The organism is Geodermatophilus saharensis, assembly GCF_900188205.1.
GTDB lineage: Bacteria > Actinomycetota > Actinomycetes > Mycobacteriales > Geodermatophilaceae > Geodermatophilus > Geodermatophilus saharensis.
The window spans coordinates 830,310-855,276 of the sequence record NZ_FZOH01000001.1 but is presented as its reverse complement, the minus strand read 5'-3'; the positions used below and the strand labels follow the sequence as shown (position 1 = coordinate 855,276).

26 protein-coding genes are annotated in these 24,967 nt (G+C 76.0%); 7 read left to right on the top strand and 19 right to left on the bottom strand.

Going from position 1 to position 24,967, the window contains the following annotated elements; genetic code table 11:
- Positions 1-9: 9 nt before the first annotated feature.
- From ispG to dxr, 3 genes are read right to left on the bottom strand one after another with little or no spacing between them, the layout of a single operon-like run.
- Positions 10-1,170 (bottom strand): flavodoxin-dependent (E)-4-hydroxy-3-methylbut-2-enyl-diphosphate synthase, encoded by a 1,161-nt coding sequence (gene ispG / locus CHC04_RS04085; RefSeq protein WP_089402547.1) that lies wholly within the window; start codon positions 1,168-1,170, stop codon positions 10-12.
- A gap of 41 nt (positions 1,171-1,211) precedes the next feature.
- Positions 1,212-2,567: a M50 family metallopeptidase gene (locus CHC04_RS04080; RefSeq protein WP_281252191.1), complete on the bottom strand. Its 1,356-nt coding sequence runs from the start codon at positions 2,565-2,567 to the stop codon at positions 1,212-1,214.
- A 23-nt stretch (positions 2,568-2,590) separates the two neighbouring features.
- Complete coding sequence (dxr, locus tag CHC04_RS04075; protein ID WP_089402546.1) at positions 2,591-3,793, bottom strand: 1-deoxy-D-xylulose-5-phosphate reductoisomerase; 1,203 nt, start codon at positions 3,791-3,793, stop codon at positions 2,591-2,593.
- A 171-nt stretch (positions 3,794-3,964) separates the two neighbouring features.
- On the opposite strand from dxr, the gene CHC04_RS04070 reads away from it, so the two are divergent.
- From CHC04_RS04070 to CHC04_RS04060, 3 genes are read left to right on the top strand one after another with little or no spacing between them, the layout of a single operon-like run.
- Positions 3,965-4,909, top strand: coding sequence for a hypothetical protein (locus CHC04_RS04070; protein ID WP_217897149.1), 945 nt, complete (start codon positions 3,965-3,967; stop codon positions 4,907-4,909).
- Positions 4,910-4,911: 2 nt separating this feature from the next.
- Positions 4,912-5,889: an LCP family protein gene (locus tag CHC04_RS04065; protein WP_089402544.1), complete on the top strand. Its 978-nt coding sequence runs from the start codon at positions 4,912-4,914 to the stop codon at positions 5,887-5,889.
- Between the two features lie 56 nt (positions 5,890-5,945).
- A complete protein-coding gene (locus CHC04_RS04060; protein ID WP_245816965.1) occupies positions 5,946-6,266 on the top strand; it encodes a DUF2631 domain-containing protein in 321 nt (106 codons plus the stop codon).
- A 69-nt stretch (positions 6,267-6,335) separates the two neighbouring features.
- Here the strand turns inward: CHC04_RS04060 and CHC04_RS04055 are convergent, their stop codons facing one another.
- The 3 genes from CHC04_RS04055 to CHC04_RS04045 form a co-directional block, all read right to left on the bottom strand.
- Positions 6,336-7,052 carry a VIT1/CCC1 transporter family protein gene (locus CHC04_RS04055; RefSeq protein ID WP_089402542.1) on the bottom strand — a complete coding sequence of 239 codons (717 nt, stop codon included), beginning with the start codon at positions 7,050-7,052 and terminating at the stop codon, positions 6,336-6,338.
- Positions 7,049-8,224 carry a dual-specificity RNA methyltransferase RlmN gene (gene rlmN / locus CHC04_RS04050; protein ID WP_089402541.1) on the bottom strand — a complete coding sequence of 392 codons (1,176 nt, stop codon included), beginning with the start codon at positions 8,222-8,224 and terminating at the stop codon, positions 7,049-7,051. The genes CHC04_RS04055 and rlmN overlap by 4 nt, the downstream gene beginning before the upstream one ends.
- 62 nt (positions 8,225-8,286) lie before the next feature.
- Positions 8,287-9,537 carry a hypothetical protein gene (locus CHC04_RS04045; RefSeq protein ID WP_089402540.1) on the bottom strand — a complete coding sequence of 417 codons (1,251 nt, stop codon included), beginning with the start codon at positions 9,535-9,537 and terminating at the stop codon, positions 8,287-8,289.
- A gap of 105 nt (positions 9,538-9,642) precedes the next feature.
- Here CHC04_RS04045 and CHC04_RS04040 point away from each other — a divergent pair, with 105 nt between their 5' ends.
- From CHC04_RS04040 to CHC04_RS04030, 3 genes are read left to right on the top strand one after another with little or no spacing between them, the layout of a single operon-like run.
- Positions 9,643-10,284 carry a TrmH family RNA methyltransferase gene (locus CHC04_RS04040; RefSeq protein WP_089402539.1) on the top strand — a complete coding sequence of 214 codons (642 nt, stop codon included), beginning with the start codon at positions 9,643-9,645 and terminating at the stop codon, positions 10,282-10,284.
- A gap of 45 nt (positions 10,285-10,329) precedes the next feature.
- Positions 10,330-11,094, top strand: a complete 765-nt coding sequence (locus CHC04_RS04035) for a polyphosphate kinase 2 family protein (protein WP_089402680.1) — start codon at positions 10,330-10,332, stop codon at positions 11,092-11,094.
- Positions 11,091-12,185, top strand: coding sequence for a GNAT family N-acetyltransferase (locus tag CHC04_RS04030; RefSeq protein WP_089402538.1), 1,095 nt, complete (start codon positions 11,091-11,093; stop codon positions 12,183-12,185). Before CHC04_RS04035 ends, CHC04_RS04030 begins: the two co-directional genes overlap by 4 nt.
- On the opposite strand, the gene CHC04_RS04025 is transcribed toward CHC04_RS04030, so the two are convergent.
- From CHC04_RS04025 to rpsB, 5 genes are all read right to left on the bottom strand, one after another.
- Positions 12,149-13,291, bottom strand: coding sequence for a phosphatidate cytidylyltransferase (locus CHC04_RS04025; RefSeq protein WP_089402537.1), 1,143 nt, complete (start codon positions 13,289-13,291; stop codon positions 12,149-12,151). The two genes, CHC04_RS04030 and CHC04_RS04025, sit on opposite strands and share 37 nt — an antisense overlap.
- A gap of 23 nt (positions 13,292-13,314) precedes the next feature.
- A complete protein-coding gene (gene frr, locus CHC04_RS04020) occupies positions 13,315-13,872 on the bottom strand; it encodes a ribosome recycling factor (protein WP_089402536.1) in 558 nt (185 codons plus the stop codon).
- A gap of 70 nt (positions 13,873-13,942) precedes the next feature.
- Positions 13,943-14,731 carry a UMP kinase gene (pyrH, locus tag CHC04_RS04015; RefSeq protein WP_425432447.1) on the bottom strand — a complete coding sequence of 263 codons (789 nt, stop codon included), beginning with the start codon at positions 14,729-14,731 and terminating at the stop codon, positions 13,943-13,945.
- A gap of 168 nt (positions 14,732-14,899) precedes the next feature.
- Entirely contained in the window at positions 14,900-15,715 is an 816-nt protein-coding gene (gene tsf, locus CHC04_RS04010) for a translation elongation factor Ts (RefSeq protein ID WP_089402535.1), read from the bottom strand.
- A 94-nt stretch (positions 15,716-15,809) separates the two neighbouring features.
- Positions 15,810-16,748, bottom strand: a complete 939-nt coding sequence (gene rpsB / locus CHC04_RS04005; protein ID WP_089402534.1) for a 30S ribosomal protein S2 — start codon at positions 16,746-16,748, stop codon at positions 15,810-15,812.
- Between the two features lie 301 nt (positions 16,749-17,049).
- Here rpsB and CHC04_RS04000 point away from each other — a divergent pair, with 301 nt between their 5' ends.
- Positions 17,050-17,565 carry a murein hydrolase activator EnvC family protein gene (locus CHC04_RS04000; RefSeq protein ID WP_245816964.1) on the top strand — a complete coding sequence of 172 codons (516 nt, stop codon included), beginning with the start codon at positions 17,050-17,052 and terminating at the stop codon, positions 17,563-17,565.
- 42 nt (positions 17,566-17,607) lie between these two features.
- Here CHC04_RS04000 and whiG read toward each other — a convergent pair whose 3' ends face one another.
- The 8 genes from whiG to CHC04_RS03960 all read right to left on the bottom strand — a co-directional run bounded on the left by whiG (position 17,608) and on the right by CHC04_RS03960 (position 24,824).
- Positions 17,608-18,411 carry an RNA polymerase sigma factor WhiG gene (whiG, locus tag CHC04_RS03995; RefSeq protein ID WP_089402533.1) on the bottom strand — a complete coding sequence of 268 codons (804 nt, stop codon included), beginning with the start codon at positions 18,409-18,411 and terminating at the stop codon, positions 17,608-17,610.
- An 87-nt stretch (positions 18,412-18,498) separates the two neighbouring features.
- The gene (locus CHC04_RS03990) at positions 18,499-19,434 is read right to left on the bottom strand and encodes a tyrosine recombinase XerC (RefSeq protein WP_089402677.1); all 936 of its coding nucleotides are present in this window, start codon (positions 19,432-19,434) and stop codon (positions 18,499-18,501) included.
- An 84-nt stretch (positions 19,435-19,518) separates the two neighbouring features.
- The gene (gene dprA / locus CHC04_RS03985; protein ID WP_089402532.1) at positions 19,519-20,778 is read right to left on the bottom strand and encodes a DNA-processing protein DprA; all 1,260 of its coding nucleotides are present in this window, start codon (positions 20,776-20,778) and stop codon (positions 19,519-19,521) included.
- Complete coding sequence (locus tag CHC04_RS03980) at positions 20,775-22,295, bottom strand: YifB family Mg chelatase-like AAA ATPase (protein ID WP_089402531.1); 1,521 nt, start codon at positions 22,293-22,295, stop codon at positions 20,775-20,777. The genes dprA and CHC04_RS03980 overlap by 4 nt, the downstream gene beginning before the upstream one ends.
- Positions 22,292-22,651: a YraN family protein gene (locus CHC04_RS03975; protein ID WP_089402530.1), complete on the bottom strand. Its 360-nt coding sequence runs from the start codon at positions 22,649-22,651 to the stop codon at positions 22,292-22,294. Before CHC04_RS03975 ends, CHC04_RS03980 begins: the two co-directional genes overlap by 4 nt.
- Before the next feature lie 131 nt (positions 22,652-22,782).
- Positions 22,783-23,103 (bottom strand): DUF2469 domain-containing protein, encoded by a 321-nt coding sequence (locus CHC04_RS03970; RefSeq protein ID WP_073421822.1) that lies wholly within the window; start codon positions 23,101-23,103, stop codon positions 22,783-22,785.
- Complete coding sequence (locus CHC04_RS03965) at positions 23,100-23,900, bottom strand: ribonuclease HII (protein WP_089402529.1); 801 nt, start codon at positions 23,898-23,900, stop codon at positions 23,100-23,102. Before CHC04_RS03965 ends, CHC04_RS03970 begins: the two co-directional genes overlap by 4 nt.
- 207 nt (positions 23,901-24,107) lie before the next feature.
- Positions 24,108-24,824 (bottom strand): response regulator transcription factor, encoded by a 717-nt coding sequence (locus CHC04_RS03960; RefSeq protein ID WP_089402528.1) that lies wholly within the window; start codon positions 24,822-24,824, stop codon positions 24,108-24,110.
- Between the last annotated feature and the right edge of the window lie 143 nt (positions 24,825-24,967).

Here is a 24,967-nt window from a genome sequence, read left to right as displayed (position 1 = left end):
GGGGCGCGGTCAGCCGACGCTGACGACCGGCGGGCCGGAGGCGACGCCGTCGTCGAGCTGCTCGCCGGCCAGCCGCATGGCCTCCTCGATGAGCGTCTCGACGATCTGCGACTCGGGCACGGTCTTGACGACCTCGCCCTTGACGAAGATCTGGCCCTTGCCGTTGCCCGAGGCCACGCCGAGGTCGGCCTCGCGGGCCTCGCCGGGGCCGTTGACGACGCAGCCCATGACGGCGACCCGCAGCGGCACCTCCAGGCCGTCGAGACCGGCGGTGACCTCGTTCGCGAGCTTGTAGACGTCGACCTGGGCGCGGCCGCACGACGGGCAGCTGACGATCTCCAGCCCGCGCTGCCTGAGGTTGAGCGACTCGAGGATCTGGTTGCCGACCTTGACCTCCTCCGCGGGCGGCGCGGAGAGCGAGACGCGGATGGTGTCGCCGATGCCCTTGCTGAGCAGGGCGCCGAAGGCGACGGCGGACTTGATGGTGCCCTGGAAGGCGGGGCCGGCCTCGGTGACGCCCAGGTGCAGCGGGTAGTCGCACTGCGCGGCGAGCAGCTCGTAGGCGCGCACCATGACGACGGGGTCGTTGTGCTTGACCGAGATCTTGATGTCGCGGAAGTCGTGCTCCTCGAACAGGGAGCACTCCCACAGCGCCGACTCGACCAGCGCCTCGGGCGTGGCCTTGCCGTACTTGGCCAGCAGCCGCTTGTCCAGCGAGCCGGCGTTGACGCCGATGCGGATCGGGATGCCGGCGGCCTCGGCCGCCCGGGCGATGTCGCCGACCTTGTCGTCGAACTTCTTGATGTTGCCGGGGTTGACCCGGACCGCGGCGCAGCCGGCGTCGATCGCGGCGAAGACGTAGCGCGGCTGGAAGTGGATGTCGGCGATGACCGGGATCTGGGACTTGCGCGCGATGACCGGCAGCGCCTCGGCGTCGTCGGTGTCGGGGACGGCGACGCGCACGATCTGGCAGCCCGACGCGGTGAGCTCGGCGATCTGCTGCAGCGTGGCGTTGACGTCGGCGGTCTTCGTCGTCGTCATCGACTGCACGCTGACGGGGTGGTCGCTGCCGACGCCGACGTCGCCCACCATGAGCTGGCGGGTCTTGCGCCGGGGCGCGAGGACGGGCGGGGGCAGCGCGGGCATGCCGAGACCGACGGAGGTCGCCATGACCCCGAGTATCCCCGCTGGAGCGGGAGGAGTGCCGACGCCTACTGGAGTGTGATCGGGTTGACGACGTCGGCGACGAGCAGCAGCCCCGACAGCGCGATGAACAGCCCGGCGACGACGTAGGCGACCGGCATCAGGCGGGCGATGTCGAACGGGCCGGGGTCGGGACGGCCGCGCAGGCGGGCGACGACGGAGCGGGCCTTCTCGTACAGCGCCCCGGCCACGTGGCCGCCGTCGAGCGGGTAGATCGGCAGCAGGTTGAACAGGAACAGCACGAGGTTGACGCTGGCCAGCAGGCTGAGGAAGAAGCTGAGCTTCTCCGCGCCGCTGAACTCCTGGATGGCGAAGACCTCCCCGGAGATCCGGCCGACGCCGACCACGCCGATCGGCCCGTTCTGGTCGCGCTCCTCGCCGAGGAAGGCCGCGCGGAACAGCTGCGGCACCTTCTCGGGGATCTCGATCAGCCGCTGCACCGACTGGGACACGACCATGCCGAAGTAGCCGGGCAGGTCGGCGACGGACTGGCGGGCGAAGCCGACCACCGGGCCGACGCCGAGGTAGCCGGCGGTCACCGGGCCGTCCTCGGTGGCGACGACGTTCTCGATCGGGGTGACGGTCAGGTCGCGGCGCTCGCCGTCGCGCTCGACGACGAGGTCCAGCGGCTCCCCCGCCGAGCCGCGGATCGCCTGCTGCACCGCCGTCCAGCTGTCGTGGGCGGTGGGGTCGACCGGCTGGCCGTCGACGGCGACGATCGTGTCGCCCGGGCGCAGGCCGGCCTCGGCGGCGGGGCTGGGGACCGGGCGGGCGCAGTTCGGGCTGCCCTCCTCGCAGACCTGCCCGGCGTCGGCGCCGCTGGTGACGATCGGGATGTCGCAGACGTCGCGGTCCTGCGCGTCGGCGACGGCGATGCTCTCCGCCCCGGCCGGCACGACGCAGGCGGGGACGGTCTGCACCTGGGTGGTGATGACGGTGGTGCCGATCGCGGTGAGCGTGATCGTGAAGAAGAGGACGGCCAGGACGAGGTTGTGGAACGGCCCGGCGGACATGACGATCACGCGCTGCCACCAGGGCTTGGCGTAGAAGACCCGGCCCGCGTCGCTGGGCAGGACGTCGTTGAGCGCCTGCCCGCGCACCTCGGCGATGAAGCTGCGCATCCGGGTGGCGCGCCTGCTCTCGCCCTCCTCGGCCGGCGGGATCATGCCGACGATGCGGACGTAGCCGCCCAGCGGGATGGCCTTGACGCCGTACTCGGTCTCGCCGCGGCGCCGGGAGAAGACCGTCGGCCCGAACCCGACCATGAACTGCGGCACTCGCATGCCGAACTTCCGGGCCCACCAGAAGTGCCCGGCCTCGTGGAAGGCGATGGAGGCGAGCAGCCCGACGAAGAACGCGACGATCCCGAGGACCGTCAGGAGGGTGCTCAGCTCTGACCTCCGACGAGGGCGGCGCGGGCGTGCTGCCGGGCCCAGCGCTCGGCGGCCAGCACGTCGTCCACGCAGGTGGGGGCGCCGAGGTCCGGCGCGTCGTCGAGCGTACGCGCGACCAGGCCCACGACGTCCGGGAAACGCAGCCGCCCGGCCAGGAAGGCCGCGACCGCCTCCTCGTTGGCGGCGTTGAACACCGCCGGGACGACGCCGCCGGCCTCCCCCGCGGCGCGCGCCAGCCGGACGGCGGGGAACGCGTCGTCGTCCAGCGGCGCGAACTCCCACGTGCTCGCCGTGGACCAGTCCAGGGCCGGCTGCACGTGCGGCAGCCGGTCGGGCCAGGCCAGCGCCAGCGCGATCGGCAGCCGCATGTCCGGCGGGCTGGCCTGGGCCAGGGTGGCGCCGTCGGTGAAGGTGACCATCGAGTGCACGATCGACTGCGGGTGCACCACGACGTCGATGTCGGCGTAGGGGACGCCGAAGAGCAGGTGGGCCTCGATGAGCTCGAGGCCCTTGTTGACCAGGGTCGCGGAGTTGATCGTCACGACCGGGCCCATGTCCCACGTCGGGTGAGCGAGCGCCTGATCGGGCGTGACGTCGGTGAGCTCGGCGGCGGCGCGGCCGCGGAACGGGCCGCCGCTGGCGGTGAGCACCAGCCGGGCCACCTCGCTGCGCCGCCCGCCGCGCAGGCACTGCGCCAGCGCCGAGTGCTCGGAGTCCACCGGCACCAGCTGACCGGGCGCGGCCGCGGCGGTGACCAGGTCGCCCCCGGCGACCAGCGACTCCTTGTTGGCGAGGGCGACCACGGTGCCGGCCCGCAGCGCGGCCAGCGTGGGGCCCAGGCCGATCGAGCCGGTGATGCCGTTGAGGACGACGTCGGCGGGGCGGGCGGCGAGCTCCTCGGCCGCCCGCGGGCCGGCGAGGATCTCCGGCAGGGCGTACTCGCCCCTCGCCCAGCCGCGCCGCGACGCCGCTGCGTAGAAGGCCAGCTGCAGGTCCTGGGCCGCCGTGGCGCGGGCGACGGCCACGGTCCGCACGCCGAGGGTGAGGGCCTGCTCGGCCAGCCGGGCGACGTCCCCGCCGCCGGCGGCCAGCGCGGTGATCCGCAGCCGGCCGGGGTTCTGCCCGGCGACCGCGATCGCCTGCCGGCCGATCGATCCGGTGGAGCCCAGCACGGTCACCTCGCGCGGCTCGCTCATGCGGTGATCCTGCCAACCGCCGTCCCAGGAGCGGTATCGGGCCCCAGGGGACCCATCTGCCACTCCTGCCCCCGATTGATCACTCCGGTACAGCGCGGCGTGGGACTGCCGATGTAGCTGTTGACGGCCCGAACGCCCGGGCCACAGACCCAGGAGGGCCTCATGTCCCGCGTGTCCACGCTCCGCCTCTGCACCGTCGCAGGGCTCGCCGCCGGCACCGCCGCGGCCGGTCTCGCGTTCGCGCCCACCGCCCTCGCCTCCCCCGTGGACTCCTTCCTCCCGCCCCTCGAGGGGTCGGACACGGCCGTCATCGGCCAGCCCTACGTGCTGACCGGCACCGACTGCGTCGCGCCCGAGGGCGAGGAGGCCATCGTCTACGTGGACTTCCTCGTGGCCGCGGACGTCGAGGCCGACCCCGACGCCGCCGAGCCGGTGCTCAGCCTGGACGGGCCGGTGGACGCCGACGGCACGTGGACGGCCACGGCGACCTTCTCGTCCGCCGCGACCCCCGGTGAGTACGTCGTCTGGGCGAGCTGCGAGCCGTACGCGGACGTGGCGGACTGGTACCCCGACTTCTCCTTCACCCTCGAGGCCGCGCCGGCCGCCCCGACCGCCGAGCCGACCACCCCGGCCAAGCCGACCGTCGCGCCGACCGGCCAGATCCGCGGCACCGCGGCCAACACCCCCGGCGTGGCCAGCCCCGACAGCGGCGGCGCGACCGGCGACACCGCCGCCCCCGGCCAGAAGGTCGTCAAGATCCTCAGCGGCTTCAAGCCGGGTGAGAAGGTCACCGTCACGCTGCACTCCGCCCCGCAGACGGTCGCCACCGCCACCGCCGACACCCGCGGGTACGTCCGCGTCGAGTTCACCCTCCCGGCCGGCACCCCGGCCGGTGCGCACACGCTGGTCTACGAGGGCGACCAGGGCACCTACTTCCAGGAGGCCTTCACCGTGACCGCCGCGTCGGGCACCGGCTCCGGTGACCACCTGGCCTACACCGGCGCCAGCATCGCGCTGCCGCTGGGCCTGGGCGCCGGCGCCCTGGCGCTGGGCGGTGGCCTGGTGCTCGTCACCCGCCGCCGCGCTGCGGGCGCCGCGGAGGCCGCGCAGGTCTGAGCATGACCGCACCGCACGACACCGACGCCGGCCAGGGCTCCCCTGGCCGGCGTCGGCCGCGTTCCGGACGGCGGAGGTGGTCCAGGGTCGCCCTCACCGTCCTCGTGCTGCTGCTCGCCGTCGTCGGGGCCGACGCCGCCGTCCTCGCCGGCCGGGTCGGCGAGGTGGACGTGGACCTGGCCGCGGACGACTCCGACGGCCGCACCTGGGTCCTGGTCGGCCTGGACTCCCGGGCCCGGCTCCCCGAGGGCGCCGACCCCCGCGACTTCGGCACCGAGGAGGCCGTGCCGGGCAGCCGGGCCGACGTGGTCCTGGTGGTCCACCAGACCGACGCGGGCACCACGGTCACCTCCGTCCCGCGCGACCTCGTCGTCCGCGTCGGCGGGCGCCCCGGGCGCCTGGCCCTGACCTGGCTCGACGGCCCGCGGACCACCGTGGCCGCGCTGTGCGGCCTCGGCATCCCCACCGACCACCTGGCCGGCGTGGACCTCGCCGGCTTCGCCGCGGTGGTCGACGCCGCCGGCGGGCTGGAGGTCGACGTCCCCGAGCCCGTCCGCGACCAGCCGGCCGGCCTGCTGCTGGAACGCGCCGGCCGCCAGCGCGTCGACGGCGCCACGGCGCTCGCCCTCGTCCGCTCCCGCCACCCCGAGCACCTCGTGGACGGCGCCTGGGTGCCCGCGCCGGTCGACCCCGACGGCCGCGCCACCGCGGCGGGCAGCGTCCTGGCCGCCCTGACCGAGCAGGTGCAGCGGGCGCTGGCCGCGCCGTGGCGGCTGCAGTCGGTGGCCTGGGCCGCCTCCGGCGCCCTCACCGTCGACCCCGGGACCTCCGTCGCCGACCTCGCGTCCCTGGCCCGGGCCGACGTGGGCCCGGTCGCCGTCCTGCCGGCCGGCGAGCCGGAGGGCGGCACGCTGGCCCGCGAGGCGACGGCGGAGACGCGCGCCGCCGTGGCGGCGGCCGGGCTGTCCTGCGACGGCTGACGACCCGCCGCCACCTCGACCGGTGCGAGGCACGGGCGGCTGGCAGGATGGAGAGCGTGAGCGAGCTGCACCGCGCCCGGATCGCGCAGGACAACCCCGCCACGGCGCGGGTCAACCAGCCCAACCGCGAGGAGGGCGTCGTCCGGGCCGGGGCGCACCCGATCGAGGAGGAGCGCCCCGAGGACTGGGGCTGGCACGCCCGCGCCGGCAAGTGGGCGCAGATCACCGGCTGGGTGATGACCCTGGCGATCCTGTCCTACCTGTGGGGCAACCACGAGGCCCGCATGGAGGACCTGTGGCTGGTGGGCATCGCCGCCGTCATGGCCGGCCTGCTCCTGTGGGACCTGCGGCGCAAGCGCACCGCCTGGCGCCCCTGACGAAGGACCCCCTGCCCCCCACCGCTCGCAGGCCCGCGGCGGGGCCCTGCAGGGAGCCGTTCCAGCAGGTCAGCCGGAGGCGGTGACCCCGATGGCCGCGCCGACGGCGTAGGTCAGCCCGGCGGCCAGCGCGCCGAAGAGCAGCTGCCGCCCGCCCGCGTACCACCACGGCCGCGGGGTGAAGCGCGCGGACAGCGCCCCGGCGGTGAACAGCCCGATCCCGCCGGCCACCAGCGCCACCCACAGCAGCGGGAACCCGAACAGGAACGGCAACAGCGGGACCACCGCTCCGGTGGCGAAGGTGAGGAACGAGGAGACCGCCGCCGTCCGCGGGGAGGGCTTGTCACTCGGGCTGAGCCCCAGCTCGGCGACCACGTGCAGCCGCAGGGCGACGTCGGGGTCCCGGTGCAGCTGGACGGCCACCTGCCGCGCCAGGTCGGGGTCCACCCCGCGGACCCGCATCATCTCCACCAGCTCGGCGAGCTCACCGCCCGGGTTGCGCTCGAGCTCGCGCCGCTCCTTCTCCACCTCGAGGTCGAGCTGCTCGTTCTGCGTCCGCACCGAGGTGTACTCCCCCAGCGCCATGGAGACGGCGCCGGCGACCAGGCTCGCCACCCCGGAGAGCACGATCGCGCGCGAGGAGGCACCTCCGCCGCCGACGCCGGCGACCAGCGCGGTGTTGGTGACCAGCCCGTCCATCGCGCCGAAGACGGCGGCCCGCAGCCACCCGCCCGAGACGTCGGCGTGGCTGTGCTCGTGGGCCTCGGCCGGCGCCTCCGAGGTCACTCGTCCGCCTCGGCACCCAGCTCCACCGGCGGCTCGAGGGACGGCGCGGGGACGGCGACGGCGGGGACGCCCTCGACCCGGTCGGCCGCCGCCAGCTGCCCGCAGGCGCCGTCGATGTCCTGCCCGCGGGTGTCGCGGACCGTCGTCGGCACCCCGGCGGCGCGCAGCCGGGCCACGAACTCCCGCTGCGCGGGCAGCGGGCTGGCGTCCCACGGGCTGCCCGGCGTCGGGTTGAGCGGGATGAGGTTCACGTGGGCGCGCTTCCCGGCCAGCAGTCGGCCGAGCAGGTCGGCCCGCTCGGGCTGGTCGTTGACGTCGCGGATGAGCGCGTACTCCACCGAGTACCGGCGGCCGGTGCGGGCGGCGTAGGCGTCGGCGGCCTCGACCACCTCGCCCACCTTCCAGCGGGTGTTGATCGGCACGAGGGTGTCGCGCAGCTCGTCGTCGGGCGCGTGCAGGCTGACCGCGAGGGTGACGTGCAGCCCCTCCTCGGTGAGCCGCCGGATGGCCGGGACGACGCCGACCGTGGAGACGGTCACCGAGCGCTGGGACAGGCCCAGGCCGTGCGGCGCCGGCGTCACGAGCGCGTCGAGGGTCCTGCGGACCCGCGCGTAGTTGGCCAGCGGCTCCCCCATGCCCATGAAGACGACGTTGGACAGCCGTCCGGGCCCGCCGGGGACCTCACCGTTCGCCATCGCCGCGGCCGCTGCGACCGCCTGGCCGATGATCTCCGCGGCCGAGAGGTTCCGGGTCAGCCCGTTCTGGCCGGTGGCGCAGAAGGGGCAGGCCATGCCGCAGCCGGCCTGGCTGGAGATGCAGACGGTGGCCCGGTCCGGGTAGCGCATGAGCACGCTCTCCACCAGTGCGCCGTCGTGCAGCCGCCACAGCGTCTTGCGGGTGCGGCCGCCGTCGGCGCTCAGGGTGCGCACGGGGGTCAGCAGCCCCGGCAGCAGCGTCCCGGCGAGGCTGTCGCGGGCGGCGGCGGGCAGGTCGGTCATCTCCGCCGGGTCGGTGACCCCGCGGAAGAAGTGCCGGGCCAGCTGGTCGGCGCGGAAGGCCGGCTGCCCGAGCTCGGTGACGGCGGCGCGCGCCTCCTCGCGGGTGAGGTCGGCGAGGTGGCGCGGCGGCTTGCCCCGGCGGGGGGCGTCGAAGACGAGCGGCAGGGCAGTCATGGCCCTCCCATGGTCCCACCCGCGTGCCGCCCGTGGGCCCGCCCGCCGGTGAGGTGGCTCGCTCAGGCCCCCGGCTGCCCGGCGTCGGTCGGGGTGGTCACCGGCGTCGGCTCGACCTGCGCGCCGTCCCCGCCGGTGCCGGGCTCCTCCGGCTCGGTCACGACCGGTGGGTCCTCCGGCTCGGTGGTGTCGTCGGCCGGCGGCGGAACCGGCGGGGAGGGGGTGGTGGGCGGCGGCGGGGCCGACGGGGACGTCGGCGTCTGCGGGACGTCAGGGGTCTCGTTCTCCACCGGGGTCCCCCCTGGGGCCGGCCGCGGACCCGGCCCGCTGCCGATCGCACCCGTGCCGATGACGGGAGGCGCGGCGGGCTGCTGCGGGAGGACGGGCGACGGCTCGGGCGCCGCGGACGGGACGGCCGCGGGCTGCGGCGCCGGCGCGGCGACGGGCACGGGCACCGGCGCGGGCACCGGCGGGGTGGCGGGGGGTGTGGCCGAGGGGACGGGCTCCGGAGCCCGAGGGGGAGCCGGCGAGGTCGGCTGCTCGGGGACCACCGGCACCGGGACGGCGGTGGTCGGCGCGGCCGCGACGGCGTCCCCGATGCCGGTGCGCCGGGGCGTGGGGGCGGCCCGGCTGGGGGTGGCTCCCGCGCTCGGCGAGGCCTGCACGGCGGCCGACGGCGCCGTCCCGGACGACGACCGCTCCACCAGGGCCGCGCCCACGATGCCGCCGATGGCGAACAGGCAGGCCAGGACGGCGACCCCCAGCCGGCGCCGGGGTCGCTCCCGCGGGCGGACGACGACCCGCGGCGGCACCGTCCCGGTGACGGTCGCGTCCGGCCAGGAGAGGTCGGCGAACGGCTCCGGGAGGGCGACCTCCTCGAGGACAGCCACCTCCTCGGAGACGGCCACCTCCTCGGGGACAGCCACGTCCTCCGGGACGGCGGCCTCCTCGTAGGCGGCGACCTCCACCGGCCCGGCGACCTCCACCGGCCCGGCGACCTCCACCGGATCGACGACCTCCTCCGGCCCGGCGACCTCCTCCGGCTCGGGGTCCACCACCGGCCCGGGGGCCTCCGCGCCGACCTCGGCGGGCGGCTCCTCCTCCGGGACGGGGTCCTCCACCACCGCGGGGAGAGCCGCCTCCGCAGGCCACCCCGGCTCCGGCTCCGCGGGTTCGGTCAGCCACTCGGGCAGCCAGTCCTGCCACTCCTCCACCGCCGACGGCAGCGGAGCACCCGGCTCCGTCCCCTCGTCGCCGGCGGTCCCGGCTCCGTCCGGGCTCCCCGGCACCTCGTCGTCCTGCCGTGCCGTCATCCCACCTCGCAGTAACGCATCGTCATTCTGAGATCACCCGGAGGAGTCATCGTGCCGGACGGACGGGTCCGGGTGCCGGAGGCGCGGCCAGCTAGCGTCGCGGAGGTGAGCCAGGCCGAGGAGGCGCCCGTCCCGCTCGACAGCGTCGGGGTGGGTCCGTGGGAGGGGCCGTGGCCCGAGGACCCCCGGTACGACCCGGAGCTCCTGGCCGCCGGCGACCGGCGCAACGTCGTCGACCGGTACCGCTACTGGACCGTCGAGGCGATCGTGGCCGACCTCGACCCGCGGCGGCACGGCTTCCACGTCGCCATCGAGAACTGGCGGCACGACCTCAACATCGGGACGGTCGTGCGCACCGCCAACGCCTTCCTCGCCGCCGAGGTGCACGTCGTCGGCCGTCGCCGCTGGAACCGGCGCGGCGCGATGGTGACCGACCGCTACCTCTCGGTGCGCCACCACCCCGACGCCGCGGCGCTGGGCGCGTGGGCGCGCGACGCCGGCCTGCCGGTGCTCGCCGTCGACAACCTGCCCGGCGCCCGGCCGCTGGAGACGGCGGAGCTGCCCCGGGCCTGCGTGCTGCTGTTCGGCCAGGAGGGCACCGGGCTGTCGGAGGAGGCCCGGGCGCTGGCCGGCGACGTGCTCTCGATCGCCCAGTTCGGCTCGACCCGCTCGATCAACGCCGGCGTCGCGGCGGGCATCGCGATGCACGCGTGGATCCGGCAGCACGCCGACCTCGGGGCCGGCTGAGGCTCCCGCGTGCCGAGCGCGGTCCGGTGGGCCAGGCTCGGCGGGGTGAGCCGACTCGACGACGTCGACCTGTCCGCGCAGCTGTCGAAGAAGGACGGCAAGCAGCAGCTCGCCGAGGCCCAGCGGCGGCTGGTGCACCTGCGCCTGCTGCTCGGCGGGCAGATCGGGTCCGGGGAGCTGGGTCCGCCGCTGTGCGTGCTCTTCGAGGGCTGGGACGCCTCGGGCAAGGGCGGGGCCATCAAGCGGCTGGTCGACGAGCTCGACCCGCGGCACGTGCGCGTCGCCCAGTTCGCCGCCCCCTCCTACGACGAGAAGCGGCACCACTTCCTGTGGCGGTTCTGGCCGGTGCTGCCCGGCTGGGGCGGCATGGCCGTGCTGGACCGCACCTGGTACGGCCGGGTGCTGGTGGAGCGGGTCGAGGGCTTCGCCACCGACGAGCAGTGGCAGCGGGCCTACCAGGAGATCGTCGACCTGGAGACGACGCTGGCGGCCGAGGGCACCGTGCTGGTCAAGTTCTGGATGCACGTCTCCCCCGAGGAGCAGCTGCGGCGCTTCGAGTCCCGCCGCGACGACCCCTACCGCGCGTGGAAGCTCACCGACGAGGACTGGCGCAACCGCGACAAGCGGCCCGCGTACGAGGTCGCCGTCGAGGAGATGCTCGAGCGCACCGACCACCCGGGCGGGCGCTGGACGGTGGTGCCGGCCGACGACAAGCGCTACGCGCGGGTCGCCGTCGTCCGCACGGTGTGCGAGGCGATCGAGTCGGCGCTGGCCGCCCGCGGCGTCGACCCGGACACCCCGGCCGCGTGAGCCCGCTCGTCCACCTCTGCACGCCGGCCGACTGGCGAGCCGCCCTCGACGACGGCGCGCTGCGGCCACCGGGCCCGTTCGTGCACCTGTCCCACCCCGGGCAGGTGCACGTGCCCGCCGGGCGGCTGCACCCCGGCCGGCGCGACCTCGTGCTGCTCGTCGTCGACCCCGCGCGGCTGCCGGACCCGGTGCGGGAGGAGCCCGACGCCGACGGCACCCGTTTCCCGCACCTCTACGGGCCGCTGCCGACGAGCGCGGTGGTCGCCGTCGTGCCGTACCGGCCGCCGGCCGAGCCCGTGCTCCCGGCGCCGGACGACGCGCTGGGCCGGGCGGTGGCGCTGTCGCTGTCGGTGCGGACGCGACGAGCCGCCGAGGTGCGCGACGTCCCCGGCGGCGTCGCGGTGCTCGACCCGCGGTTCCCGCACTCCTACGACGACAACCGGGTGGTGCTCGGGGAACCGGTCGATGCCGACACGGTGGCCCGGGCCGTCTCCGGCGCGGGCCTGGCGCACCCCGTCGCGACGCTGACCTGGCCGGGTGCCGGCGATGTCGCCGGTCGGCTGGCCGGGTCCGGCTGGCAGGCGGAGGAGCTGCTGGTGATGGCCCGCCGGCCGACCCCCGGGCTGCCCGGCGCCGAGCGCGCCGAGGTGGTCGACCAGCGCGAGGTGCACCCGCTGTGGGAGGCCTCGTGGCGACGCTCCCTGGCGGGGGTGCCCGACCTCGACGAGGTCGTCGCGCAGCTGGTCGGCCGGGAGGCGCGCACCGGCCGGGTGGTCGCGGTGCACGACGTCGTCGTGCGGGCCGACGGCCGGGTGGTGGCGGCCGGTCAGCTGCGGGTGGACGGTGCCACGGCCGCGGTGGAGTCGGTGATGACCGACCCCGCCGCGCGCGGCCGCGGGTACGCCGACGCGGTGCTCGCGCGGTCCCTGGAGCTGGCCGCCGGCGCCGGGTGCGACCTCGTCGTGCTCGAGGCCGACGCCGCGGACTGGCCGCGCCACTGGTACGCGCGCCGCGGCTTCGCCGTCGTCGGCTCCGTCTGGGAGACGACTGCGCCTCAAGCCGGGGGCGCCACCCACGACAGCAGCAGGTAGGCCACCGCGGCCGAGGGCAGCAGGCTGTCGAGGCGGTCCATGATCCCGCCGTGGCCGGGCAGCAGGGTGCCCATGTCCTTGATGCCGAGGTCGCGCTTGATCAGCGACTCGCCCAGGTCGCCGACCGTGGCGGTGACCGCCAGCGCGACACCGAGGAGCACGCCGCCCCACCAGGGCCCGTCGAGGGCGAGGGTGACGATCGGGGTGGCGACGGCGACGCAGGCCACGATCGACCCGCCCATCCCCTCCCAGGACTTCTTCGGGCTGACCGACGGCGCCATCGGGTGCCGGCCGAACAGCACGCCGGCGGTGTACCCGCCGACGTCGTTGCCGACGACGGTGGCGATGAAGGCGAGCACCCGCGCCGCGCCGTCGTCGGGCACCAGCAGCAGCACGCAGAAGCCGGCGAGCAGCGGCACGTAGAGGGCGACGAAGACGCCGGTGGTGGCGTCGCGGAGGTAGTCCTCGGGCCCGTCGGCGAGCCGCCACAGCAGGACGGCGACCACGGTGAACAGGAACGCGGCCACCAGCCCGTCGGCGCCACGGGTCCAGGCCAGCGCCAGCATGGCGAGCGTGCCGACCAGCAGCGGCACCAGCGGGGCGCGGGCGCCGCCGGCCTCCAGCGCGCGGACGAGCTCGACGACGCCGACCAGGATCGCCACGGCGACGACCAGCAGGAACGCCGGCCGGTAGACCAGCAGCGAGACGAGGATGACCGCGCCCAGGCCGAGCCCGACGGCGATGGCGGCGACCAGGTTGCGGCCGGCGCGGCTGCTCGTCGGCGGCACCAGGTCCGGCTCGGGGTCCGGGACACCGTCCGGGCCGACCGGGCCGTCCTCGTCGAGGCCCGAGGCCGCACTGGCACCGGCGGGGGCGGCCACCGGGACCGCGATCTCCTGGGTGGCCGGCGCGGGGGCCTGCGGCAGGACGACGGGCGCGGTGGGCGGCACCGCCGGCCGGACCGGATCGGGAGCCGGACCGGCGCCGGGCGCGACCGACAGCGGTGGGGGCGGCAGCGGCCCGGTGCGCCGGACGACCGGGATCGGCCCGGTGTCGGCTGCGTCGCCGGACGGGCCGGCCCCGGCGGCGTCGGGACGGGAGGTCATCGGAGGAGCGCGGGGGGAGCGGCTCAGACCTCGAGCAGCTCGCCCTCCTTGTTCTTGACGGCCTCGTCGATGCTCGCGACGTGCTGGGCGGTGAGGTCGTCGAGCTCCTTCTCCGCGCGGCGCACCTCGTCCTCGCCGGCCTCGCCGTCCCGGGCGATGCGGTCGAGCTCGTCCTTGGCCCGGCGCCGCACGTTGCGGATGGCGACCTTGGCGTCCTCGCCCTTGCTGCGGGCCATCTTCACCAGGTCGCGGCGGCGCTCCTCGGTCAGCTGCGGGAAGACCACGCGGATGATCTGGCCGTCGTTGGTGGGGTTGACGCCCAGGTCGCTGTCGCGGATCGCCCGCTCGATGGCCGAGAGCTGGCCGTTGTCGTAGGGCTTGATGACTGCCATCCGCGCCTCGGGCACGGTGATCGAGGACATCTGCGGGACCGGGGTGGGGGCGCCGTAGTAGTCGACGAGGATCTTGTTGAACATCGACGGCGCGGCGCGGCCGGTCCGCACGGAGCCGAGGTCCTCCCGCGCGACCGACAGGGCCTTGTCCATCCGCTCCTCGGCGTCGAGCAGGGTGTCGTCGATCACGGGTCTCTCCTCCTGGGGCGGGGCGTCCCCGCCGTGCTCTGCGGTGCGGCGTGCGCGGTGGGCGCCCGCCTCAGCTGATCAGCGTCCCGATCCTCTCACCTGCCACGGCACGGGCGATGTTGCCGTCGCTGAGCAGGTTGAAGACGACGATCGGCATGCTGTTGTCCATGCAGAGGCTGATCGCCGTCGCGTCGGCGACCTTCAGCTGCTTGGCCAGCACGGTGGCGTAGTCGAGGTCCTCGTACAGGACTGCGTCGGGGTTGGTGCGGGGGTCGTCGTCGTACACGCCGTCGACGCCGTTCTTCGCCATGAGCAGCACCTGGCAGCCGATCTCCAGGGCGCGCTGGGCGGCGACGGTGTCGGTGGAGAAGTAGGGCATGCCGGCGCCGGCGCCGAAGATGACCAGCCGGCCCTTCTCCATGTGCCGCACGGCCTTGCGCGGGATGTAGGGCTCGGCGACCTGGCCCATCTCGATGGCCGTCTGCACCCGCGTCTGCAGGCCGACCTGCTCGCAGAACGCCTGCAGCGCCAGGGCGTTCATGACCGTGCCGAGCATGCCCATGTAGTCGGCGTGCCGGCGGTCCATCCCGGCCTCGGCGAGCTCGGCACCCCGGAAGAAGTTGCCCCCACCGACGACGACGGCGACCTGCGTGCCGCCGCGGACGACGGCGGCGAGCTGGCCGGCGATGGACTGCACGATGCCGGAGTCGACGCCGACGTTGCCGCCGCCGAAGGCCTCACCGGAGAGCTTGAGCAGCACTCGCTTGTAACCCGCGCCGTCGGCGGGCTGGAACGCGGTGGGTGCCGACAGCGGTGCCTGCGTCAGGGAGGTCGTCTGCGGCGCGGCGGTCTCGGTCAACGGCTCATCCCTCGCTCGACGTCGTTCCGGGTGATCCTGCCAGCCGGGCCCGGACGCGCCACCGGCCCCGTCCCAGGAGAGGGACGAGGCCGGTGGTGCGGTGCTGGAACGGCCCCTCGCAGGGCCCCGACGCGAGCGTGCGAGCGGTGGGGGGCGAGGGGCCCTCGGTCAGGCCTGGCCGACCTCGAAGCGGGCGAACCGCTGCACGGTCAGGCCGGCGTCGTCGAGGATCTGCCTCACCGTGCGCTTGGGCTCGGTGATCGACGGCTGCTCGAGCAGGACGAAGTCCTTGTAGTAGGCGTTGACCCGACCCTCGACGATCTTGGTGATCGCCTGCTCGGGCTTGCCCTCCTCCTTGGCGGTCTGCTCGGCCACGCGGCGCTCGGTCTCGACCGCCTCGGCCGGGACCTCCTCGCGGCTGAGGAAGCGCGGGCGGGCGGCGGCGATGTGCATCGCCAGCGACCGCGCGGCCTCCTCGTCGCCGCCCTGGTACTGCACCGCGACGCCGATGGCCGGGGGCAGGTCGGTGGCCCGCTTGTGCAGGTACACCGCGGTCGGGCCCTCGAAGGTGGCGAAGCGGGAGAGGACGAGCTTCTCGCCGATGCGGGCGGACTCGCCCTCGATGAGCTGGGCGACGGTCTGCCCCTCGACCTCGGTGGCCAGCAGCTCGTCGAGGGTCGTCGGCGACTTCTCGAGCACGATCTCGATCAGCCGCTCGGCGAGCGCGACGAAGTCGGCGTTCTTGGCGACGAAGTCGGTCTCGCAGTCGAGCTCGAGCAGCGCGCCGTGCTTGCTGACGACGATGCCATTGGTCGTGGAGCGCTCGAGGCGCTTGCCGACGTCCTTGGCGCCCTTGATGCGCAGCAGCTCGATGGCCTTGTCGTACTCGCCGTCGGCCTCGGTCAGGGCCTTCTTGGCGTCCATCATGCCGGCGCCGGTGGCGTCGCGGAGCCGCTTGACGTCGGCGGCGGTGAAGGCAGGCATGTCACTTCCTTCTCAGGTGGAGAGCGGGGTGGGTGCGGACGTGCCGCGGCGCCGCCGCCCGGGCGCAGGTGCGCGGGGCGGCGGCGCCGGCGGCTCAGCCGTTCTGGGCGCCCTGGGTGCCGGTGGCGGTGTCGCCGGTGGCGGGCACGCCCTCGACCGGGGCGACCTCCTCGGCGGTCACGGCGGGCGGGGCGACCGGGGTCTCGGGCAGCGGGGTGGCCTGCGCGTCCGCGGCGGTGGCGTCGGCCTGGCCGGTCAGCAGCTCGCGCTCCCAGTCCGCCAGCGGCTCGCCGCCGCCGATGGCCGGCTCGCCGCCGTCCTCGCGCCCGGCGTTGGCCTGCGCGGCCGAGCGGGCCATGAGGCCCTCGGCGACGGCGTCGGCGACCACGCGGGTCAGCACGGTGATGCTGCGGATCGCGTCGTCGTTGCCCGGGATCTTGTAGTCGACCTCGTCGGGGTCGCAGTTGGTGTCGAGGATCGCGACGACCGGGATGTTGAGCTTGCGGGCCTCGCCGACGGCGATGTGCTCCTTCTTGGTGTCGACGATCCAGATGGCGCTGGGCACCTTCTGCATGTCGCGGATGCCGCCGAGGCTGCGCTCGAGCTTGGCCTTCTCGCGGGTCAGGCCGAGCTGCTCCTTCTTGGACAGGCTGACCAGCACGCCGGTCTGCTCCATGTCCTCGAGCTCCTTGAGCCGCTGGAGCCGCTTGTGCACGGTCTGGAAGTTGGTGAGCATGCCGCCCAGCCAGCGCTGGTTGACGTAGGGCATGCCGACGCGCTGCGCCTGCTCGGCGACGACCTCCTGCGCCTGGCGCTTGGTGCCGACGAACAGGATCGTCCCGCCGTGGGAGACCGTCTGCTTGACGAACTCGTAGGCCGAGTCGATGTACCCGAGCGTCTGCTGCAGGTCGATGATGTAGATGCCGTTGCGCTCGGTGAAGATGAACCGCTTCATCTTCGGGTTCCAGCGACGGGTCTGGTGCCCGAAGTGGACGCCGCTGTCGAGCAGCTGCTTCATGCTGACGACTGCCATGGCCGCAGCCTTCCTGTCTGCGCGCGGCCGCCGGGCGGCCACGCTCCTCGGTTGACGCGGGCGCCGGGTGACGGCCCGCCCTGGCGTCCCGCGGCGCCACCGACCCGGTGCGGGACCGGGACCGAGGTGGGGCTGCCCCGCCGGTGCGGGCGGGAGGAGGACGCGCGGAGTCGACCCGTGCACACGGGTCGCGCCGACGAGCATACGCCGTGGCGGGCGGGCTCCTCCCCCGAGGGCGGCGCCGTCCACAGGTCCGGGCGACCGCCCTCCTCCCGGCCGCCGGGCCGCGAGGCTGCTGCGGGTGCGCGCCCGCCTGCTCCTCGTCGTCCTGGTGGCCTGCGCGGCCGCCCTCGCCCCGGCCGGGGCCGCGGCCGATCCCGCCGTCCCGGCCGTCGCGGTCGCACCGCCGCCGTGGGTCTCCCCGCTCGGTGACCCGCCGGCGGTGACCCGGCCCTTCGCTCCCCCGCCGTCGCCGTACGGGCCCGGGCACCGGGGCGCGGACCTCGCCGGGGCGCCCGGGGACGTGGTCCGCGCGGCCGGGGACGGCGTCGTCGTCTTCGCCGGGATGGTCGCCGGCCGGCCGGTCGTCAGCGTCGACCACGCCGGCGGCCTGCGGACCACCTACGAGCCGGTCGCGCCCCTCGTCGGCGCGGGTCGGGAGGTGCGGCGCGGGGACCCGCTGGGCACGCTCGCCGCCGGGCACGAGGGCTGTCCCGCCGCGGCCTGCCTGCACTGGGGGCTGCGCCGCGGCGAGGTCTACCTCGACCCCCTGGCCCTGCTGCAGCCGCCGCGGGTGCGGCTGCTGCCGCTCGGGTGACCTCCCGGACGGCCGGGTCGGCGCGCGGGGCGGCCCGGGGCCTCAGGCGATGTCGGCGAGCTTGGTGCGCAGGTGCAGGACGGCCTTGGTGTGCAGCTGGCAGATGCGGCTCTCGGTGACACCGAGGACGCGGCCGATGTCGGCCAGCGTCAGCCCCTCGAAGTAGTAGAGGCTGACGACGACCTTCTCCCGCTCGGGCAGCTGCTCGACGGCGCGGGCCAGCAGCTGGCGCGACTCCCCGTGCTCGGCGACCGCCTGCGGGTCGAGGGCGTTGGCGTCCTGCAGCGTGTCGACCAGGCGCGGGGCGCCGCCGTCGTCGTCGGTGAGCAGCTCGTCGAGGGCGACGACGTTGACCAGCGACAGCTGGCCGAGGAACTTGCGCACCTCCTCGACGTCCATGTCCATCTCCGCCGCGATCTCCTCGTCGGTGGGACTGCGCTGCAGCCGGCTCTCCAGCGCGGCCACGGTCCGCTCGAACTGCCGGGCCCGCATGCGCACCGACCGCGGGATCCAGTCGGTGCTGCGCAGCTCGTCGATGATCGCGCCGCGGATGCGGGACATCGCGTAGCTCTCGAACTTGACCTCGCGCGAGGGCTGGTAGCGGGTGATCGCGTCGATGAGGCCGAAGGTGCCGTAGGAGACGAGGTCGGCGTGCTCGACGTGCGCGGGCAGGCCGCTGCCGACCCGGCCGGCGACGTACTTCACCAGCGGCGCGTAGTGCAGGATCAGCCGGTCGCGCAGCGCCGGTGACCGGTCGGCGACGTACTGCGCCCACAGGTCGGCGAGTGCGGCGTCGGCGTCCTCGTCGGGGTCGCCGCCGATCCGGTGGATGGTCGCCTCGGGCACGTCGGCACTCCCCGCTTCGTGGTGGGCTCGGTCCCCGCGGTGCTGCGGGGAGGCGGTGGGCTGGGTGGGGTCGGGCACGGGCCCCGGTCAGGCCCTCGGGTGGGCCTGGGCGTGCACGGCGCGCAGCCGCTCGACCGTCACGTGCGTGTAGATCTGCGTCGTGGCGAGGCTAGCGTGGCCCAGCAGCTCCTGGACCGAGCGCAGGTCGGCGCCGCCCTCGAGCACGTGGGTGGCCGCGGAGTGCCGCAGGCCGTGCGGTCCGACGTCGGGGGCACCCGGCGCCCGGGCCACCGCGGCGTGCACCGTGCGGCGGGCCTCGCGGGGGTCGAGCCGCCGCCCGCGCAGTCCGAGCAGCAGCGCCGGGCCGGACTCGGCGGTGGCCAGCGCCGGGCGGCCGCGGACCAGCCAGGCGTCCAGCGCCCGCTCGGCGGGGGCGCCGTAGGGGACGCTGCGCTCCTTGCGGCCCTTGCCGAGGACCCGCAGCAGCCGGCGGCCGCGGTCGACGTCGTCGACGTCGAGACCGACGAGCTCGCTGACCCGGATCCCGCTGGCGTAGAGGAGCTCCAGCACGACGGCGTCCCGCAGCCCCACCGGCTCCTCGGCGCCGGCGGTGGACTCGACGACCGCGCGGGCCTGGTCGGGGGCGAGCACGTCGGGCAGCGTGCGGTGGGCCTTCGGGCTGACCAGCCGCTGGCCGACGTCCTCCGGGGTGAGCCCCGAGCGGCGCAGCCAGGCGGTGAGGGAGCGGGCGGCGGCCGCGCGGCGGGCGGTGGTGGCGCGACCGGCGCCCCGCGTCCGGCCCTGCGCCAGCCAGCTGCGCAGCGCGGCGAGGTCGAGCTCGTCGACGCGGATGCCGCCCCGGCGGGCCAGGTGGTCGAGCAGCCAGACGGCGTCGGTGACGTACCCGCGCACGGTGTGCGGGGACAGGTCCCGCTCGCCGGTGAGGAAGTCCTCGTAGCCCTCGAGCGCCGCCGCGAGCGCCGGGGGCAGCGCGGCGCGGGCGTCGGCGGTGCGGGCGGTCACGGTCCGACCGTCCGACGGCACCGTCGCCCGGTCAAGGCGCCGCGCCGGTCGGTCCCACACGACGGAACCGCTGTCCCACCGACCTCAGCGGCGCCCCCGCTCCCGCGGCGCCGGGGCCAGCCGCCAGCCGCCGCCGGTCCACTGCACGAGGTCGGCGACCTCCAGGCCCGGCAGCACCCGCATGGCCTCCAGCGGGTCGCAGCCGGCGACCGCCGCCAGCCGCTCGGCGCTGACCCCGACGCGGACCGGGCAGGCGTCGAGCACCCGGCGGGCGAGGTCGGACAGGCCGTCGCGCGCCGACGTGGGCCGCTCGGCGGGGGCGGCGAGGTCCTCCCCGAGGCTGCCGACCGCCTCGATCACCTGAGCGGCGTTGCTCACCAGCCGGGCGCCGCTCTCCTCCTCGCGCAGCAGCTCGTGGCAGCCGACCGACATCGCCGAGGTGACCGGGCCGGGCACGACCAGCACCTGCTTGCCCAGCGCGCGGGCGCGGCGCGCGGTGGCCTGCGCACCGGAGCGGGCCGCGGCCTCGACCACCACGGTGCCGCGGGTCAGCCCGGCGATGATCCGGTTGCGGACCAGGAAGCGGTGCCGGTGCGGCGCGGCACCCGGCGGCCACTCGCTGACCAGCAGGCCGCCGCCGTCGACGACGCGCTCGAACACCGCCGAGTGGGCGGCCGGATAGGCCCGGTCGACCCCGCAGGCGAGCACCACCACGGTGGGCGCACCCGCGGCCAGCGCGCCGCGGTGGGCGGCGACGTCGATGCCGTGGGCCCCGCCGGAGACCACCGTCCACCCCCGCTCTCCCAGCTGGGCACCGAGGTCGGCGGCCACGTGCTCGCCGTAGGCGGTCGACGCCCGGGACCCCACCACCGCCACCGAGCGGTCGACCGTGGCGTCGAGCGGGGCCTCACCGCGCACCCACAGCGCCAGCGGCGGCACCAGCGCGGTCGTGCGGTCGCGCCGGCCGCCCGGGCCGTCGGCGCCGTCGTGCCCGCCGGCGTGCGCGGCCAGCGTCAGCGGGTGCAGCGCCGGGCCCGGCCACTCGTGGTCCTCGGGGACGACCAGCCGCGCGCCGCAGCGCTGTGCGCGGCGCAGGTCGGCGAGGCTGGCGTCCTGCGCCGCCCGGGCGCCGACCAGCGCGCGGACCGACGGCGGCGCGGTACCCGCCCGCAGCGCCGTGACCGCCCCGGCCGGGCCGGTGTCCTCGACGAACCGCCACAGCTCCACCGAGCCGGGCTCGGCCGCGCGGGTCAGCCACGCCCGCGCCCGCCGCAGCCCCGCGGCGCCGGCCGGCGAGGCCGGGTCCTCGACGGCCGCCGTCAGGTCGTCCTCCAGCCCGCTCACGCCGCGGCCCGCTGCAGCCGCATGCCCAGGGCCTCGGCGACGTCGTCGCCGCCGGGCACCCTCCGTCCGGCCAGGTCCGCGAGCGTCCACGCCACCCGCAGCACCCGGTCCAGGCCCCGCACCGACAGCAGACCGCGGTCCAGCGCCCGCTCGGCCAACGCCAGGGCGGTCCGTGGCAGCGGCCAGCGCTCCCGCAGCAGCCGGCCGGGCACCTGGCTGTTGAGCGACAGCCCGGTCCCCCGCAGCCGGGCCGCGGCGGCCTCCCGCGCGGCCGCGACCCGCGCGGCCACGGTGGCCGTGGGCTCCGGCGTCACGTCGGCGGCCAGCCAGGCGGCCCGGGTGACCGGCGGCAGCTCCACCCGCAGGTCGATGCGGTCGAGCAGCGGACCCGACAGCCGCGACCGGTACCGGCGCCGCTCCAGCGGGCTGCAGGTGCACGCGACGTCCCCGGCGGCGCTCGCGCACGGGCACGGGTTGGCCGCCAGCACCAGCTGCGCCCGGCAGGGGAAGGTGGCCGACCCGGCGGCCCGGCTGATCGTCACCGCCCCCCGCTCCAGCGGCTGGCGCAGTGTGTCCAGCGTCGCGCGCGGGAACTCCGGCGCCTCGTCGAGGAAGAGCACCCCGCGGTGAGCCCGGCACAGCGCGCCGGGGCGGATCGCTCCCGAGCCGCCGCCGACGAGCGCGGCCATGGTGGCCGAGTGGTGCGGCGCCTCGAACGGCGGCCGGCCCACCAGCGGTGCGCCGGGCGGGAGGGTGCCGGCGACGGAGTGGATCGCGGTGACCTCGAGGGCGGCCTCCTCGTCGAGCACCGGCAGCAGGCCGGGCAGCCGCTCGGCGAGCATCGTCTTGCCCGCGCCGGGCGGGCCGGTGAGGTACAGGTGGTGCCCGCCGGCGGCGGCCACCTCGACCGCGCGCCGCCCGGCGGCCTGCCCGACCACGTCAGCGAGGTCGGGGGCGGGCGCCGGGGGCGGCAGCGGCCCCCGGACGTGCGGCGCCAGGCGGGTGCGGCCCGACAGGTGGTCCACCAGGTCGCCCAGCGTGGCGACGGCGAGGACGTCGACCCCGGCGACCAGCGCCGCCTCGTCGGCGTTGCCGGCCGGGACGGCGACGGTGGCGTGCCCGGCCCGTGCCGCGGCGAGCACGGCCGGCAGCACACCGCGGACCGGGCGCACCGACCCGTCGAGTCCCAGCTCGCCGAGCAGGACCAGGCCGTCGGCGGCCTCGGCCGGCAGCGTGCCCGCGGCGGCCAGGACCGCGGCGGCCAGCGCGAGGTCGAACCCGCTGCCCTGCTTGGGCATCGAGGCCGGCGACAGCCCGATGGTGATCCGGCGCATCGGCCACGCGGCGCCGGTGTTGACGACGGCGGCGCGGACGCGGTCGACCGACTGGCGCACCACCGCGTCGGGGAGGCCCACCAGGACGACGCCGGGCAGCCCGGCGGACATGTCCACCTCGACCTCGACCATCGCGCCGGTGACCCCGGCCAGGCCGACGGACCAGGTGCGGGCGAGGGTCACGAGAAGGCCCCGCGCAGGTGGGTGACGACGGCCGGCCCGGCCGGCGGGACGAGCACGCCGACGACGTCGAAGCGCAGGTCGGGTGCGTGCTCGTCGTGCGCGGCCAGCCAGCGCTGGGCCAGCGTGCGCAGCCGCCGCCGCTTAGCCGGCGGCACGGCCTCGACGGGGTGGCCGAAGCCGGTGGCGCGGCGGGTCTTCACCTCGCAGAAGACGATCGCCGCGCCCTCGCGGGCGACGATGTCGAGCTCGCCGTCGCGGCAGCGCCAGTTGCGGTCGAGGACGCGCAGCCCGGCGTCGGTGAGGTAGGCCGCGGCGATCGACTCGCCGCGGCTGCCGAGGGAGGTGGTGGTGGACACCCACGGACCGTGACCGCGGCCGGGCGCCGGTGGTCGTTCCCGGCCGGGTCTGTGGACGGCGGTGCGGGCTGTGGACGGCCGGGGCGGTCGTGTCGTCCCGGCGGGTCAGCCTCCGGGACGTGGAGAGCGGATCAGGTGATGCGGGGCCCGTCGGGCAGCTCGAGGTCGGGCTTGTCGAGCTCCTCGACGTTGACGTCCTTGAACGTCAGCACGCGCACGTTGCGCACGAAGCGGGCCGGCCGGTACATGTCCCAGACCCAGGCGTCGGAGAGCTTGAGCTCGAAGAACACCTCGCCGCCGGCCTCGCGGACCTGCAGGTCGACGGAGTTGGCCAGGTAGAAGCGGCGCTCGGTCTCCACCACGTAGGTGAACTGCCGGACGATGTCCCGGTACTCGCGATAGAGCTGCAGCTCCATCTCGGTCTCGTACTTCTCCAGGTCCTCGGTGCTCATCGCGGCTCTCCGGAGACGGTGCGCATGCCCCCATCATCGACCATGCCGCCCGCGGCGGTGAGCTGGAGCTCCCGGCCGGCGCGCGCGTCGCGGGCGCGGACGACGTTGACGAAGCGCGACCGGTGCTCGGGACAGGGCCCGTGACGCTCCAGCGCGGCGGTGTGGGCCTCGGTCGTGTAGCCCTTGTGCACCGCGAAGTCGTACTGCGGGAAGCGCTCGTGCAGGTCGAGCATGATCCGGTCGCGGGTCACCTTGGCCAGCACCGACGCCGCGGCCACGCAGGCTGCGACCCGGTCGCCCTTCCACACCGCGAGGGTCGGCACCCCCAGGCCGGGCACGGCGAAGCCGTCGGTCAGCACGTAGTCGGCGGCGGGGTCGAGCGTGCTCACCGCGCGGCGCAGGGCCTCGAGGTTGGTCACGTGCATCCCGCGCGCGTCGAGGTCGGTCACCGGGATGACGACCACCGACCAGGAGACCGCGCGGGCGACGACCTCGTCGTAGACCCGCTCCCGGGCGGCGGCGGTGAGCAGCTTGGAGTCGGCCAGGCCCGGGACGCGGCCGCGCCGGCCCGCGGGCAGCACGCAGGCGGCCGCCACCAGCGGGCCGGCGCAGGCTCCGCGCCCGGCCTCGTCGGCACCGGCGACGGCGGTGAAGCCGCGGCGGCGCAGCGAGCGCTCCATGTCCCACAGCGCGTCGCCGGGGGCGTCGGTCCCGGCCTCCCCGGGCGGGGCGGAGGGGCGGGTGCGGGCGGCCGGCGCGGCGGCGGCCCGGTGGGCGGGGGGAAGACGGCCTGCCATCGCCGTCCGACAGTACGACCCGGCACCGACGGCCCGGCCGGACGGTCGGCCCGCCCGTCGGGAGGCGGGTCGGCAGTGGGTCGGCCGGCGGGAACGACCGCGGGCCGGTCCCCGGGGTCGGAGGGGACCGGCCCGCGGACCGGAGCGGGCGCGAGCGCCCGCGGGCCGGACCGCCGAGGAGGCGGACGGTCCGGACGGAGTCGGGGACTAGGCCTCCACAGGGGCCGGGGAGGTCAGGCCGTGGGCGCCGCAGGTGCAGGCGGCCGAGCCCCGCGCGGACAGCACCAGCGAGACAGCGTGCGCCCGGTCGCGGGCACCCAGCTTGCGCAGGATCGCCTTGACGTGCGACTTGACGGTGTCCTCGCTGATGAACAGGTTGCGGCCGATCTGCCGGTTGGACTGGCCCTGCAGGAGCTCGTCGAGGACGTCGGACTCGCGGCGGGTCAGCGGCACCTCGGGGGTGAGCGGCTTGCCCACGGGCGCGGCGGTCGGCTCGACGCGGCGGATCTGCGGGTCGACCACCGTGCGGCCGGCGCGGGCGGCCAGGATCGCCCAGCCGAGCAGGGTCGGCGAGGTGTTGAGCATCAGGTACCCGCGGACCCCGGCGGCGACGGCCTCGTTCACCACGGCCGGGTCCTCGGAGGTGGCCAGGGCCACCACGGCGACCCGCGGGAAGCGGCGCCGCAGGTCGCGGACGACGTTGAGGGTGGCGGCGCGCCCGGCCCCCAGCTCCACGACCACCGCGTCGGGACGGGCGGTCTCGACCAGGGTCAGGGCCCGGCGCAGCTCGCCGGGGGTGCCCACCGACTGCATGCCGGCGGTCTCGTTGACCATGCCGACCAGGCCACGGCGCAGGACGGGGGCGTCGGCGAGGAGGAGCACGCGGGTGACGCCGCGGGTGGCGCTGGCCAGGGGTGCGGACACGACTTACTCCATTTCGGGGAAACCGGGTTGTTCTCGATTACTCCATCGGGCCCCCTCTCCCATTGCTTGAACACTTTCTGGGGATTTTCTCGGCGCGAATGTCCGCGATCGTCGTCACACGCGAAACGACCTCGATTGGTTGT